Origin of the sequence: Streptomyces sp. NPDC055966 (assembly GCF_042269865.1) — a bacterium.
In the GTDB taxonomy this organism is placed as follows: domain Bacteria; phylum Actinomycetota; class Actinomycetes; order Streptomycetales; family Streptomycetaceae; genus Streptomyces.
This window is the reverse complement of the sequence record NZ_JBHJYK010000014.1, coordinates 117,839-130,764: the sequence shown is the minus strand read 5'-3', so window position 1 is coordinate 130,764 and position 12,926 is coordinate 117,839. Positions and strand designations below refer to the sequence as shown.

The following is a 12,926-nucleotide window of genomic DNA, read 5'->3' as shown; positions in this document are numbered from 1 at the left end:
CCGGCTGTACGCCGGTCAGCTGCGGCCGCGCAGGGCGCGGTACTTGGCGACCAGGGCCTTGGTCGAGGCGTCCAGGCCCGGCACCTCCGCGCCCTCGGTCAGGGCGGGCTCGACGCGCTTGGCGAGGACCTTGCCCAGCTCCACGCCCCACTGGTCGAAGGAGTCGATGTTCCACACCGCGCCCTGCACGAAGACCTTGTGCTCGTAGAGGGCGACGAGCTGGCCGAGGACGGACGGGGTGAGTGCCCGGGCCAGGATGGTCGTGGTCGGCCGGTTGCCCTGGAAGGTCTTGTGCGCGACCAGTTCCTCGGCCACCCCCTCCGCGCGGACCTCCTCGGCGGTCTTGCCGAAGGCGAGGGCCTGGGTCTGGGCGAAGAAGTTGGCCATCAGCAGGTCGTGCTGCGCCCGGAGTTCACCGCTCAGCTCGGCCACCGGCTCGGCGAAGCCGATGAAGTCCGCCGGGATCAGCTTCGTGCCCTGGTGGATCAACTGGTAGTAGGCGTGCTGCCCGTTGGTGCCCGGCGTGCCCCACACCACCGGCCCGGTCTGCCACTCCACCTCCTTGCCGTCGCGCGCCACGTACTTGCCGTTGGACTCCATGTCCAGCTGCTGGAGATACGCGGTGAACCGCGAGAGGTAGTGGCTGTAGGGCAGGACGGCGTGCGACTGGGCGTCGTGGAAGTTGTCGTACCAGATGCCCAACAGGCCCAGCAGCAGTGGCACGTTGGTCTCGGCGGGGGCGGTGCGGAAGTGCTCGTCGACCAGGTGGAAGCCGTCGAGCATCTCGCGGAAGCGGTCCGGGCCGATCGCGATCATCAGGGACAGGCCGATCGCGGAGTCGTACGAGTAACGGCCGCCGACCCAGTCCCAGAACTCGAACATGTTGGCCGTGTCGATGCCGAACTCGGCGACCTTCCCGGCATTGGTCGACAGGGCGACGAAGTGCTTGGCCACCGCCGCATCGTCACCGAGCGCGGCCACCAGCCAGCTGCGGGCGGAGGTGGCGTTGGTGATCGTCTCGATCGTGGTGAAGGTCTTGGAGGCGATGACGAACAGCGTCTCGGCGGGGTCGAGGTCGCGGGTGGCCTCGTGCAGGTCGGCGCCGTCCACGTTGGAGACGAAGCGGACCGTGAGATCACGGTCGGTGAAGCTGCGCAGCACCTCGTAGGCCATCGCGGGGCCGAGGTCGGAGCCGCCGATGCCGACGTTGACCACGTTCTTGATGCGCTTGCCGGTGTGGCCGGTCCACGCGCCGGAGCGGACGCGGTCGGCGAAGTCGCTCATCTTGTCGAGGACGGCGTGCACCTTGGGGACGACGTTCTCGCCGTCGACCTCGATCACCGCGTCGCGCGGGGCGCGCAGCGCGGTGTGCAGCACGGCACGGTCCTCGGTGACGTTGATCTTCTCGCCCCGGAACATGGCGTCCCGCAGGCCGAAGACGTCCGTGGCGTCGGCCAGCTCGCGCAGCAGCCGCAGCGTCTCGTCGGTGACCAGGTGCTTCGAGTAGTCGACGTACAGATCGCCGACCTGGAGCGTGTATCCCGCACCGCGCCCGGGTTCCGCGGCGAACAGCTCCCTGAGATGGGTGTCGGCCAGCTCCTCCCGGTGCTTGGCGAGAGCCGTCCACTCGGGCGTCTGGTTGAGCCTGGTCCGGCCGTCTGCGTTCATTTCCGACCTCAGCCTTCTTTCCTGCACCTGTCGCGTCCCAACCTAGTTGATCAGGACATGGGACGAGCGGACACAACGCTGTCCGCACGGTCAACAACAGGTACGTCCGTACGACGCGCCGGTGTCGGTACCGCGTACAGACGGCACAGGAGGAGGCAGAGCGGGAGGAGGCAGCTCCGGCCCGGCACCAGCGCAGGTGCCCGGCCGGTCGCAATGCCTAGATCTCGCCCCGCAGTTTGGCGAGCGCCTCGGCGAGGATCGCCTCGCCGTCCGCGTCGCTGCGCCGCTCCCGCACATAGGCGAGGTGCGTCTTGTAGGGCTCGGTGCGGGGCGGGTCCGGCGGATTGTCCCGGTCCTGGCCGGCGGGGAAGCCGCAGCGCGGGCAGTCCCAAGTCTCGGGAACCTGCGCGTCGCTGGCGAAGCTCGGCTGCGTCTCGTGTCCGTTGGAGCACCAGAAGGAGATGCGCAGACGGGGCGCGGACTCGCCACGCTCGGCCTCGCCCATCGGCCCCGCCCCGACCCGGCTTCCTCGGATCGCGTTGCCACTTGCCACGGTCGTAACTCCCTGCGTGATGGTGCCGCGAAGCGAGTCGGCGTTCCGCTTCGCTGCGAGCGCCTCAGTCTACGTAAGGCCCAACGCGCGTCCAGTGATTGGAGTTACAAGCCCCACACCAAGACGCAAGCCCCATGATAGGCCGCGCTCAGGAGCGCGTACCGAACATGGGGCCTTACCTGCCGAATAGGCGTGATGTGTGTGCTGTGCGCGGGCGCACGGACGCGTCAGCTGTTCGACTTCATCAGCATGCCGAGGACGATGATGCACGCGAACCAGCACACGCCGACCACGATGGTGATCCGGTCGAGGTTGCGCTCGGCGACCGAGGAGCCGCCGACGGAGGACTGCATGCCGCCACCGAACATGTCGGAGAGGCCGCCGCCCTTCCCCTTGTGCATCAGCACCAGCAGCATCAGCAGCAGGCTGAAGACGATCAGGGCGATCGAGAACCCCAAAACCACGGCTGGACCAACTTCCTCGGATACGGATGGACGACTTCGGAGGGACGACGGGGGCACAGCGCACCGGCTGTGCCCCCGCAAGGGTACGACGTATCGCCGCTACCGCCTACTCACAGCGGGTGTCACTGATCGCGGAAGCGCACGATCTTGACGAACTCGTCGGCGTCCAGCGAGGCACCGCCGACCAGGGCTCCGTCGATGTCGGCCTGCGCCATGATCTCGGCGACGTTGCCCGACTTCACGGAACCGCCGTACTGGATGCGGATCTTGTCGGCCACGTCCTGCGAGTAGAGCTCGGCGAGCTTGGCGCGGATGGCGGCGCAGACCTCCTGCGCGTCCTGCGAGCCGCAGACCTTGCCGGTGCCGATGGCCCACACGGGCTCGTAGGCGACCACGATCGTCTCGGCCTGCTCGGCCGTGACGTCCTTCAGACCGCCCTCCAGCTGGGCGAGGGTGTGGGTGACGTGGTTGCCCGCCTCACGGACGTCCAGCTCCTCGCCGACGCACAGGATCGGGGTGAGGCCGTGCTTGTAGGCGGTCTTGACCTTGGCGTTGACGACGTCGTCGGTCTCGTCGTGGTACTGACGGCGCTCGGAGTGGCCGATGACCACGTACGTGCACTTCAGCTTGGACAGCATCGGGCCGGAGATCTCGCCGGTGTAGGCACCGGAGTCGTGCTGCGAGATGTCCTGGGCACCGTACTTGATCTTGAGCTTGTCGCCGTCGACCAGAGTCTGCACGGAGCGCAGGTCGGTGAAGGGCGGCAGGACGGCGACCTCGACGGCCTCGTAGTCCTTGTCGGCCAGGGCGAAAGCGAGCTTCTGGACGTGTGCGATGGCCTCCAGGTGGTTGAGGTTCATCTTCCAGTTGCCCGCCATCAGCGGCGTGCGGGTGGTCATACGGGGTCAGTCCTCCAGTGCGGCGAGACCGGGGAGCGTCTTGCCCTCAAGGTATTCGAGGGAGGCGCCGCCACCGGTCGAGATGTGGCCGAACGCGTTCTCGTCGAAGCCGAGCGTACGCACGGCCGCGGCGGAGTCACCACCGCCGACGACGGTGAAGCCCTTGGACTCGACGAGGGCCTGGGCGACCGCCCTGGTGCCCTCGGCGTAGTCGGGGTGCTCGAAGACGCCCATGGGGCCGTTCCAGAAGACGGTGGCCGCGTCGGCGAGCTTCGAGGCGTAGAGCTTGCGGGTCTCCGGACCGATGTCCAGGCCCTCCTGGTCGGCGGGGATGGCGTCCGCGGCGACGGTGGTGGGGTTGGCCGGGGCCTTCGTCTTCAGGTCCGGGAACTCCGGCGAGACGAGGACGTCGACGGGGAGCACCAGCTCGACGCCGTTCTTCTCGGCGCGCTCCATGTACTCCGTGACGACCGGGATCTGGTCCTCCTGGAGGAGGGAGATGCCGACCTCGTGGCCCTTGGCCTTGAGGAAGGTGTACGCCATGCCGCCGCCGATGAGCAGGCGGTCGGCCTTGCCGAGGAGCTCGTCGATGACGGCGAGCTTGTCGGAGACCTTGGCGCCGCCGAGCGCGACGACGTAGGGGCGCCTGACGTCCTCGGTGAGCTTCTTCAGGACGCCGACCTCGGTGGCGATGAGGTAGCCGGCGTAGTGCGGCAGCTTCGCCGGCAGGTCGTAGACCGAGGCGTGCTTACGGTGCACGGCGCCGAAGCCGTCACCGACGTAGGCGTCGGCGAGGGCGGCCAGCTGGTCCGCGAAGGCGTCGCGCTCGGCGTCGTCCTTGGACGTCTCGCCGGGGTTGAAGCGCAGGTTCTCGATGACCGCGACCTGGCCGGGCTGAAGGCCGTCGACCGCGTCGTGGGCGGCGGGGCCGACGGTGTCCTGGGCGAAGGCGACCGGGGCGCCGAGCAGCTCGCCGAGGCGTTCGGCGGCGGGCAGCAGCGAGAAGGCGGGGTCCGGTGCGCCCTTGGGCCGGCCCAGGTGCGAGGCGACGACCACCTTGGCGCCGGCCTCGGCAAGGGCCTTGATGGTGGGCAGGACGGCTCGGATACGGCCGTCGTCGGTGATGGTCACGCCGTCCAGCGGCACGTTGAGGTCGGCGCGGACGAAGACCCGCTTGCCGCTCACGCCGGCGGCGAGAAGTTCGTCGATCGTCTTCATTGAGTGGACTCCAAAGGAGGGCTCGTGGTGCACCTGATCGTAAAAGGACGCGGTCCGGGCGTGAGAGCAGGGCCCGGACAGCGCGTCCCTGCGCTGCCCGGGCCCTGCTCTCACTTCAAGGTGTGCTTCGACGATCAGAGCTGGTTGCCGACGAAGACCGTGAGGTCCACGAGGCGGTTGGAGTAGCCCCACTCGTTGTCGTACCAGCCGATGACCTTCACGTTCTTGCCCTCCTGGACCATGGTCAGGGAGGAGTCGAAGGTGCAGGACGCCGGGGCGTTGACGATGTCGGAGGAGACGATCGGGTCCTCGGTGTAGTCGAGGAGGCCCTTCAGCTCGCCCTCGGCGGCCTTCTGGAAGGCGGCGTTGACCTCTTCCTTGGTGACCTCGCGGCCGAGCTCGACGACCAGGTCGGTCACCGAGCCGGTCGGGACCGGGACGCGCATGGCGATGCCGTCCAGCTTGCCCTTGAGCTGCGGGAGCACCAGGGCGGTGGCCTTGGCGGCACCGGTGGTGGTCGGGATGATGTTCTCGGCGGCGGCACGGGCGCGGCGCAGGTCCTTGTGCGGGAAGTCCAGGATGCGCTGGTCGTTCGTGTACGCGTGCACCGTGGTCATCAGACCCTTGACGATGCCGAAGTTCTCGTCGAGGACCTTCGCCATCGGGGCCACACAGTTGGTGGTGCAGGAGGCGTTGGAGATGACGTGGTGGTTCGCCGGGTCGTACTTGTCCTGGTTGACGCCCATCACGATGGTGATGTCCTCGTCCTTGGCCGGGGCCGAGATGAGGACCTTCTTCGCGCCGCCGGCGATGTGCTTGGCGGCGTCTTCCTTCTTGGTGAAGATGCCGGTCGACTCGATGACGATGTCGACGCCCAGCTCGCCCCAGGGGATGTCGGCCGGGTTGCGCTCGGAGAGCACCTTGATGGTGTGGCCGTCCACGGTGATGGTGTCGGCGGTGTGGGAGACCTCTGCCTTGAGGCGGCCCAGGATCGTGTCGTACTTGAGCAGGTGCGCGGTGGTCGCCGTGTCACCCAGGTCGTTGACAGCCACAACCTCGATGTCGGCACCCTGCTCCAGCAGCGCGCGGAAGTAGTTACGACCGATGCGGCCGAAGCCGTTGATGCCTACGCGGATCGTCACGAACCGATCTCCTCGTTGGTACGCCGGCCATGCGGTGCCGGCGAGCTCTGTTTGGGATGTCCCCGACCACCACCGACCCTACCTCCCTGGAAGCCCTGGGGTGACATCGAGATGCCCCATACACGGGCAGGCGTTCCGTACCCGCCAGTAGAGGTACGGACCGCCTCGGATCGACTGGGGTTTCGCCCGTATTTGATATGAAATGCCGGTCGATTTTTACTCCGACTTCACTCGTTCGTGAGCGGGTCGGCTCACTTGATCAGCGCCCTCGTGGGGCGCGTTTGCGCACCGTTGAGAGGACTTCCGCTCACCTGTTGGAACAAGGCGAGCGAGATCTGTCAACGTGGCGGCCCTCACGCCCCGAGCGCCGCCGCCTACGTCCGGAACAGCGCCCGGTACGCGTCCGCTCCTTCCACGCGGCCGGGCTGCCCACGGGCGGTCCGGCAACGTGCCGGGCGCCCGGCGACGTCTCGCCGGCGGCGCTGACACCGGTGAGGTCGTCAGTGGGGGTGAGGCCCTTGCAGGCGTCGAGCGCGTGCGGGTGCGGGGTGCGGTCAATCCCCTCTGCTACAGCGGCAGTTGGACGCCGGCCGGGGTGGCGCCTTCAGGGGCTCAGGCGCCGGGAAAACGAACGTAGGCATCGCTGCCCGCACGGATGCGCCGCCGCCACTCCAAGGAGTGAAGCCTGAGTTGACGGCACTGCCGGGGCCGTGCGCTCTGGAGACCTTCCGCCCGTCGCCGCTCTCCCCCGTGAACCACACCCACCCGGTCGCCCGGAACGCCGTCCCGCACCGTGGCCCGGTACTCGTCGAAGGACAGATCGCCCTCGCCGCCGCCGACGCGCGCCCCGGGCGTACGCCGTGGGGAACGCGGCCGGGGCGAAGTCGGCGGCGCTCAGACCGACCGTGGAGGACGGCTGGTCCGGTTGTACGGCGGACTCGGCGACGGCGAGCGCGAAGCGGACGTAGTGAACATCGCGACGCCGTTGGCGTCGGAGGCGTGCCCGTCCGCCTCGCCGTCGGTGGTGTGAAGCGCCGAGGGGACCTGGGAACGGCGCCGGGGATGACTGGATCGCCGGATCGCCGGGCGTGCCGACGAGCGCCTTGCAGAGGTCGTCGCCCTGGCAGGTCTCACTTGCGGGGTCCGGGGACGAATCCTCGTCGTCGTAGCCCCACTTCGTCACCGTTGACATCCCGCTCCTTGCCGGCTCCTTCGCCGGGACGACGGTGACCCGCGATGGCCCGCCATGACGGCGAACAAACTCGTCAAGGTCATGGCACTTCACGAGGGGCGGTTTCGTACGGGTCGGTGGGTGTGAAAAAGCCGGTGCCGGGGTCTCGACTGGAGCCCGGCACCGGCGTGTTGAGCGTGCGCCGGTCAGCCGGCCAGGTTGTCCGCCAGCTCCTCGCTGAGGTTGGCCTCCGTGCTCGGGATGCCGAGGTCGGCGGCGCGCTTGTCGGCCATCGCCAACAGGCGGCGGATCCGGCCCGCGACCGCGTCCTTGGTCAGCGGCGGGTCGGCGAGCGCGCCCAGCTCCTCCAGCGAGGCCTGCTTGTGCTCCATGCGCAGCCGGCCGGCGGCCGCGAGGTGCTCGGGCACCTCCTCGCCGAGGATCTCCAGGGCCCGCTGCACCCGCGCCCCCGCTGCCACGGCGGCGCGGGCCGAGCGGCGCAGGTTGGCGTCGTCGAAGTTGGCGAGCCGGTTCGCCGTGGCCCGCACCTCGCGGCGCATCCGGCGCTCCTCCCAGGCCAGCACCGACTCGTGCGCGCCGAGCCGGGTCAGCAGCGCGCCGATCGCGTCACCGTCGCGTACGACCACCCGGTCCACGCCCCGCACCTCACGGGCCTTCGCGGCGATCGACAGCCGGCGGGCGGCGCCGACCAGCGCGAGCGCGGCCTCCGGACCCGGGCAGGTCACCTCCAGGGAGGAGGAACGGCCGGGCTCGGTCAGCGAGCCGTGCGCCAGGAAGGCCCCACGCCAGGCCGCCTCCGCGTCGCAGGTGGCCCCGGAGACCACCTGCGGAGGCAGACCCCGGATCGGGCGGCCCCGGCCGTCGACCAGACCGGTCTGGCGGGCCAGCTGGTCACCGCCCGCGACGACCCGTACGACATAGCGCGAGCCGCGGCGCAGTCCGCCGGGCGCCATCACGATCAGCTCGGAACTGTGGCCGAAGATCTCCAGGATGTCCCGCTTGAGGCGGCGAGCCGCCATCGCGGTGTCCAGCTCCGCCTCGATCACGATGCGCCCGCTCACCAGGTGAAGGCCGCCGGCGAACCGCAGAATGGCGGAGACCTCCGCCTTCCTGCAACAGGTCCGGGTGACGGGGAGCCGGGAGATCTCGTCCTTCACCGCTGCCGTCATCGCCATGGGCCGATCCTTCCATGCATCCGAAAAATACGGTCGTACGCGGCGGCCAACAGCTCCGGGTCGTGCCGCGGTGAACCGTCGGCCCGGGCCACGGGCGCCAGCTCGACCGCGGCCCCCAGCCGCTTGGCGGCCTCGGTGAGCAAGTCGCGATCGGGTACGGCGGCCTCGTCGGCCAGCACCACGTCCAGGGCGAGTTTAGGGGCGTGTCGCCCCAAAACCTCCAAATGACGCTGCGGGGAGAAGCCCTCGGTTTCTCCCGGCTGCGGAGCGAGGTTCAAGGAGAGCACCTTGCGCGCCTTGGTCTCGGTGAGGGCGTCCAGCAGCTCGGGGACGAGCAGGTGCGGGATCACCGAGGAGAACCAGGAACCGGGGCCGAGCACCACCCAGTCGGCGTCCTGGACCGCCGCCACGGCCTCGGGCACGGCCGGCGGGTCGTTCGGCACGACGTGCACCGACTGCACCTCCCCGGGCGTGAGCGCGACCGTCGCCTGCCCGCGCACGGTGTCCACGTCGTCCGGGCGCTCCGGGTCGTGCCCCTTGACCAGGGCCTGGAGCTCCAGCGGCACGGCCGACATGGGCAGCACGCGGCCGTGTGCGCCGAGCAGCTTGCCGACCAGGTCCAGGGCCTGCACATGGTCGCCGAGCTGCTCCCACAGGGCGACGATCAGCAGATTGCCGACCGCGTGCTCGTGCAGGTCGCCCTGGGACTGGAAGCGGTGCTGGATGACCCGGGCCCAGGTCTGGCCCCAGTCGTCGTCACCGCAGAGCGCGGCCAGCGCCTTGCGCAGATCGCCGGGCGGGAGCACGCCCAGCTCGTCACGCAGCCGGCCGCTGGAGCCGCCGTCGTCGGCCACGGTGACGACGGCGGTGAGGTCGCCGGTGATCCGGCGCAGTGCGGCGAGCGAGGCGGACAGGCCCATGCCGCCGCCGAGCGCGACGACCTTGGGCTGGGCGCCCCGGCGGCGGGGCCGGGCGCCGCGCGACTCGGCCGGGCGGCCGGTGCGCGACTCGGGCACCATCCGGCGCAGTCTGCTCAGCCGCGGTGTACGTTCCGTCATTCCCGTCCCATGTCCCGGTGCACGATCACCGTCTCCACGCCCTCGGCCGCGAGGCGCGCGGCGAGCTTCTCCGACATCGCCACCGAGCGATGCTTGCCGCCGGTACAGCCGATGGCGATGGTCACATACCGCTTGCCCTCGCGCCGGTAGCCGGCCGCGATGAGGCGCAGCAGCTCGGCGTAGCGGTCGAGGAACTCCTTGGCGCCGGGCTGGTTGAAGACGTAGGCGGCGACCTCCTCGTTGAGGCCCGAGTACGGGCGCAGCTCGGGGACCCAGTGCGGGTTGGGCAGGAACCGCATGTCCGCGACCAGGTCGGCGTCGACCGGCAGACCGTACTTGAAGCCGAACGACATGACGGTGGCCCGCAGCTCGGGCTCCTCCTCGCCGGCGAACTGGGCGTCCATCTTGGCGCGCAGCTCGTGCACGTTGAGGCTGGAGGTGTCGATCACCAGGTCGGCGTCCCCGCGCAGCTCGCGCAGCAGCTCTCGCTCGGCGGCGATGCCGTCCACGATGCGGCCGTCGCCCTGGAGCGGATGCGGGCGGCGCACCGACTCGAAGCGGCGCACCAGCGCCTCGTCGGAGGACTCCAGGAACACGATGCGCCGGGTGACGCCCCGGGTGTCCAGGTCCGCGAGGGACTCGCGGAGGTTGTCGAAGAAGCGCCGGCCGCGCACGTCCACGACGACCGCGATCCGCGCCACGTTGCCCTGCGAGCGGGCACCCAGCTCCACCATGGTGGGGATGAGGGCGGGCGGGAGGTTGTCCACGACGAACCAGCCGAGGTCCTCCAGACACTTCGCGGCCGTCGACCGGCCCGCTCCGGACATGCCGGAGATGATCACCAGTTCGGGGATGGCCGCTTCGGGGGCCGCGGCCGCCGTGACGTCCGTACTCACCTGTGCTCCGTTTTCCTGGACCGCGTGCTGATCGCCCGCCGCGGGCTGTGGCCGGTCCCGGCCCGCTTCCTTGTGCGCCCGATCTCGCTCGGGCGTGGGGTGTGTCTCGTGCTCGGTCATGTCTCCTGCCCCCGTCGTTCGTCCGGGAGACCCGCGATCGCGGGCTCCCCCGAGGAACCGCCCGTCGTGTCGGGTTCCTCGTCTTCAATGATCTCTCCGGTCGCCGTGTTCACGGCGGGTGCGGCCGGGGCCGCCTGGGCGAGGGCCGCGGCGATGGTCTCGGCCGTCTTCCGGCCTATCCCGGGCACCTCCTGGATCTGTTCGATTGTGGCGGACCGGAGCTTCTTCACCGAGCCGAAATGCTTGATGAGCGCCTGTTTGCGGGTTTCGCCGAGGCCGGGCACGTCGTCCAGGGGGCCGGCGCGGAAGCGCTTGGCCCGCTTGACGCGCTGGTAGGTGATCGCGAAGCGGTGGGCCTCGTCCCGTACGCGCTGGAGGAGATAGAGGCCCTCGCTGGTGCGCGGCAGGACCACCGGGTCGTCCTCGCCCGGCACCCAGACCTCCTCCAGGCGCTTGGCGAGGCCGCAGACGGCGATGTCGTCGATCCCCAGCTCGTCGAGGGCGCGCCGGGCCGCCGCGACCTGCGGCTGGCCACCGTCTACGACGACGAGCTGCGGCGGGTAGGCGAACTTCTTGGGCCGGCCGTCGTCGTCCTTGAGGGAGTCGGTGATCTCGTCCGCACCGGTGGGGAGAGACCCGTCGGCGGCGGCCTCCTCGCCGTCGGACCACTCCCCCGTCTTCTCCTTCTCGGCGAGGTAGCGCCTGAAGCGCCGGCTGATCACCTCGTGCATGGAGCGGACGTCGTCCTGGCCCGCGAAGCCCTTGATCTGGAAGCGGCGGTACTCGCTCTTGCGCTGGAGGCCGTCCTCGAAGACGACCATGGAGGCGACCACGTCGTCCCCCTGGAGGTGCGAGATGTCGTAGCACTCGATCCGGAGCGGGGCGCTGTCCAGGTCGAGGGCCTCGGCGATCTCCTCCAGGGCACGCGAGCGTGTGGTCAGGTCGGAGGCGCGCTTGGTCTTGTGCAGCGCCAGGGCCTGCTGGGCGTTGCGCTGCACGGTCTCCATGAGCGCCTTCTTGTCGCCACGCTGCGGGATGCGCAGCGACACGTTCGAGCCGCGGCGGCCGGCCAGCCACTCCTGGACCGGTGCGACGGGCTCGGGCAGCGCCGGGACCAGGACCTCCTTGGGGACCGCGTCCCCGGTCTCCTCGCCGTACAGCTGCTGGAGCGCGTGCTCGACGAGGGCCGCGGTGGTGACGTCCTCGACCTTGTCGGTCACCCAGCCGCGCTGGCCGCGCACCCGGCCCCCGCGCACGTGGAAGATCTGGACGGCCGCCTCCAGCTCGTCCTCCGCGACGGCGATGAGGTCGGCGTCGGTCGCGTCGGCGAGCACGACCGCGCTCTTCTCCATGGCCTTCTTCAGGGCCTCGATGTCGTCGCGCAGCCGGGCGGCCCGCTCGTACTCCATCTCCTCGGCCGCCGTCATCATCTGCTTCTCCAGGCGGCGGAGGTACGTGCCCGTGCGGCCCGCCATGAAGTCGCAGAACTCCTCGGCCAGCTCCCGGTGCTCCTCGGGGCTGATCCGGTCGACACAGGGTGCCGAACATTTGCCGATGTAGCCGAGCAGGCACGGCCGGCCGGTGCGTTCGGCGTTCTTGAAGACACCGGCCGAGCAGGTGCGCACCGGGAAGACGCGCAGCAGCAGGTCGACGGTGTCCCGGATGGCCCACGCGTGCCCGTAGGGCCCGAAGTACCGCACGCCCTTCTTCTTGTGACCGCGCATCACCTGCACACGCGGGAACTCCTCGTTCATCGTCACCGCGAGGTACGGATAGCTCTTGTCGTCGCGGTACTTGACGTTGAACCGGGGGTCGTACTCCTTGATCCAGGAGTACTCCAGCTGGAGCGCCTCGACTTCCGTGGACACCACGGTCCACTCCACGGACGCGGCGGTGGTCACCATCGTCCGGGTGCGCGGGTGCAGGTTCGCCAGGTCCTGGAAGTAGTTCGCCAGGCGCTGGCGCAGGCTTTTCGCCTTTCCGACGTAGATCACCCGGCGGTGCTCGTCACGGAACCTGTACACCCCCGGAGAGTCCGGGATCTCACCCGGCCTGGGGCGGTAGCTGGAGGGGTCGGCCATGTCTCACACCCTACTGGCGAGCGCCGACACCGCGTCGGGCCTGTGGACAACGTCCGCGCCCGCGCCGTTCACCCGTCCCGGCACCATCCCACGCCGGCCGGGGACGCACCGGTGCCGATCACCTGCCGGACGGTCCTGAGCGCCTCGTCGAGCGGCACGGTGTCCTCGTCGGGACACGTGTCGCACTGCCCGTTCGCGAGCCGGAAGCCCCCACCCTCACGCCCGCGGCCCCAGGGGTGACCGCGGACCGCCGTCCGCGTCGAGGAGCATCACCAGCGCGCGCTCGGTGTTGGTCAGCACGCTCAGCAGGCGTCCGGCGGAACCGGTGAACCAGGCTCCGAAACACCCCGCTGCGATCCGACGCCGCAGCCCGGCGACCGCCTCTTCCGGCGGCACAGCGATGTCGTCACCGGCGAATGCCCAGGTCTCCGCCACGCGCCGATCCTCCCATGGCGCGACG

Annotated in this window: 11 protein-coding genes; all 11 read right to left on the bottom strand. The window is 69.9% G+C overall.

Annotation, left to right across the window (positions count from 1 at the left end; translation table 11 throughout):
• Positions 1-15 precede the first annotated feature (15 nt).
• The 11 genes from pgi to ACFC8N_RS28000 all read right to left on the bottom strand — a co-directional run bounded on the left by pgi (position 16) and on the right by ACFC8N_RS28000 (position 12,901).
• A complete protein-coding gene (gene pgi / locus ACFC8N_RS28050; RefSeq protein ID WP_356021324.1) occupies positions 16-1,668 on the bottom strand; it encodes a glucose-6-phosphate isomerase in 1,653 nt (550 codons plus the stop codon).
• A 217-nt stretch (positions 1,669-1,885) separates the two neighbouring features.
• Positions 1,886-2,221 carry an RNA polymerase-binding protein RbpA gene (locus tag ACFC8N_RS28045; protein ID WP_003976875.1) on the bottom strand — a complete coding sequence of 112 codons (336 nt, stop codon included), beginning with the start codon at positions 2,219-2,221 and terminating at the stop codon, positions 1,886-1,888.
• Between the two features lie 227 nt (positions 2,222-2,448).
• Positions 2,449-2,685: a preprotein translocase subunit SecG gene (secG, locus tag ACFC8N_RS28040; protein ID WP_356021321.1), complete on the bottom strand. Its 237-nt coding sequence runs from the start codon at positions 2,683-2,685 to the stop codon at positions 2,449-2,451.
• Between the two features lie 122 nt (positions 2,686-2,807).
• The gene (gene tpiA / locus ACFC8N_RS28035; protein ID WP_376290825.1) at positions 2,808-3,584 is read right to left on the bottom strand and encodes a triose-phosphate isomerase; all 777 of its coding nucleotides are present in this window, start codon (positions 3,582-3,584) and stop codon (positions 2,808-2,810) included.
• A gap of 6 nt (positions 3,585-3,590) precedes the next feature.
• Positions 3,591-4,802, bottom strand: a complete 1,212-nt coding sequence (locus tag ACFC8N_RS28030; protein ID WP_362819018.1) for a phosphoglycerate kinase — start codon at positions 4,800-4,802, stop codon at positions 3,591-3,593.
• 134 nt (positions 4,803-4,936) lie between these two features.
• Positions 4,937-5,944, bottom strand: a complete 1,008-nt coding sequence (gene gap / locus ACFC8N_RS28025) for a type I glyceraldehyde-3-phosphate dehydrogenase (protein ID WP_071381538.1) — start codon at positions 5,942-5,944, stop codon at positions 4,937-4,939.
• A gap of 1,377 nt (positions 5,945-7,321) precedes the next feature.
• On the bottom strand, positions 7,322-8,311 hold the full coding sequence (gene whiA, locus ACFC8N_RS28020) for a DNA-binding protein WhiA (protein ID WP_356021315.1): 990 nt from the start codon (positions 8,309-8,311) through the stop codon (positions 7,322-7,324).
• Complete coding sequence (gene yvcK / locus ACFC8N_RS28015) at positions 8,302-9,369, bottom strand: uridine diphosphate-N-acetylglucosamine-binding protein YvcK (RefSeq protein WP_376290820.1); 1,068 nt, start codon at positions 9,367-9,369, stop codon at positions 8,302-8,304. The genes whiA and yvcK overlap by 10 nt, the downstream gene beginning before the upstream one ends.
• Positions 9,366-10,385, bottom strand: a complete 1,020-nt coding sequence (rapZ, locus tag ACFC8N_RS28010) for an RNase adapter RapZ (protein WP_356021311.1) — start codon at positions 10,383-10,385, stop codon at positions 9,366-9,368. The genes yvcK and rapZ overlap by 4 nt, the downstream gene beginning before the upstream one ends.
• A complete protein-coding gene (gene uvrC, locus ACFC8N_RS28005) occupies positions 10,382-12,466 on the bottom strand; it encodes an excinuclease ABC subunit UvrC (RefSeq protein WP_356021309.1) in 2,085 nt (694 codons plus the stop codon). Before uvrC ends, rapZ begins: the two co-directional genes overlap by 4 nt.
• Positions 12,467-12,682: 216 nt before the next feature.
• On the bottom strand, positions 12,683-12,901 hold the full coding sequence (locus tag ACFC8N_RS28000) for a hypothetical protein (protein ID WP_376290816.1): 219 nt from the start codon (positions 12,899-12,901) through the stop codon (positions 12,683-12,685).
• Positions 12,902-12,926 lie beyond the last annotated feature (25 nt).

Bases quoted from the DNA above. Each gene is read 5' to 3' on its own strand.
- pgi (WP_356021324.1), bottom strand. From the start codon at position 1,668: ATGAACGCAGACGGCCGGACCAGGCTCAACCAGACGCCCGAGTGGACG.
- tpiA (WP_376290825.1), bottom strand. From the start codon at position 3,584: ATGACCACCCGCACGCCGCTGATGGCGGGCAACTGGAAGATGAACCTC.
- ACFC8N_RS28030 (WP_362819018.1), bottom strand. From the start codon at position 4,802: ATGAAGACGATCGACGAACTTCTCGCCGCCGGCGTGAGCGGCAAGCGG.
- whiA (WP_356021315.1), bottom strand. From the start codon at position 8,311: ATGGCGATGACGGCAGCGGTGAAGGACGAGATCTCCCGGCTCCCCGTC.
- yvcK (WP_376290820.1), bottom strand. From the start codon at position 9,369: ATGACGGAACGTACACCGCGGCTGAGCAGACTGCGCCGGATGGTGCCC.
- rapZ (WP_356021311.1), bottom strand. From the start codon at position 10,385: ATGACCGAGCACGAGACACACCCCACGCCCGAGCGAGATCGGGCGCAC.
- uvrC (WP_356021309.1), bottom strand. From the start codon at position 12,466: ATGGCCGACCCCTCCAGCTACCGCCCCAGGCCGGGTGAGATCCCGGAC.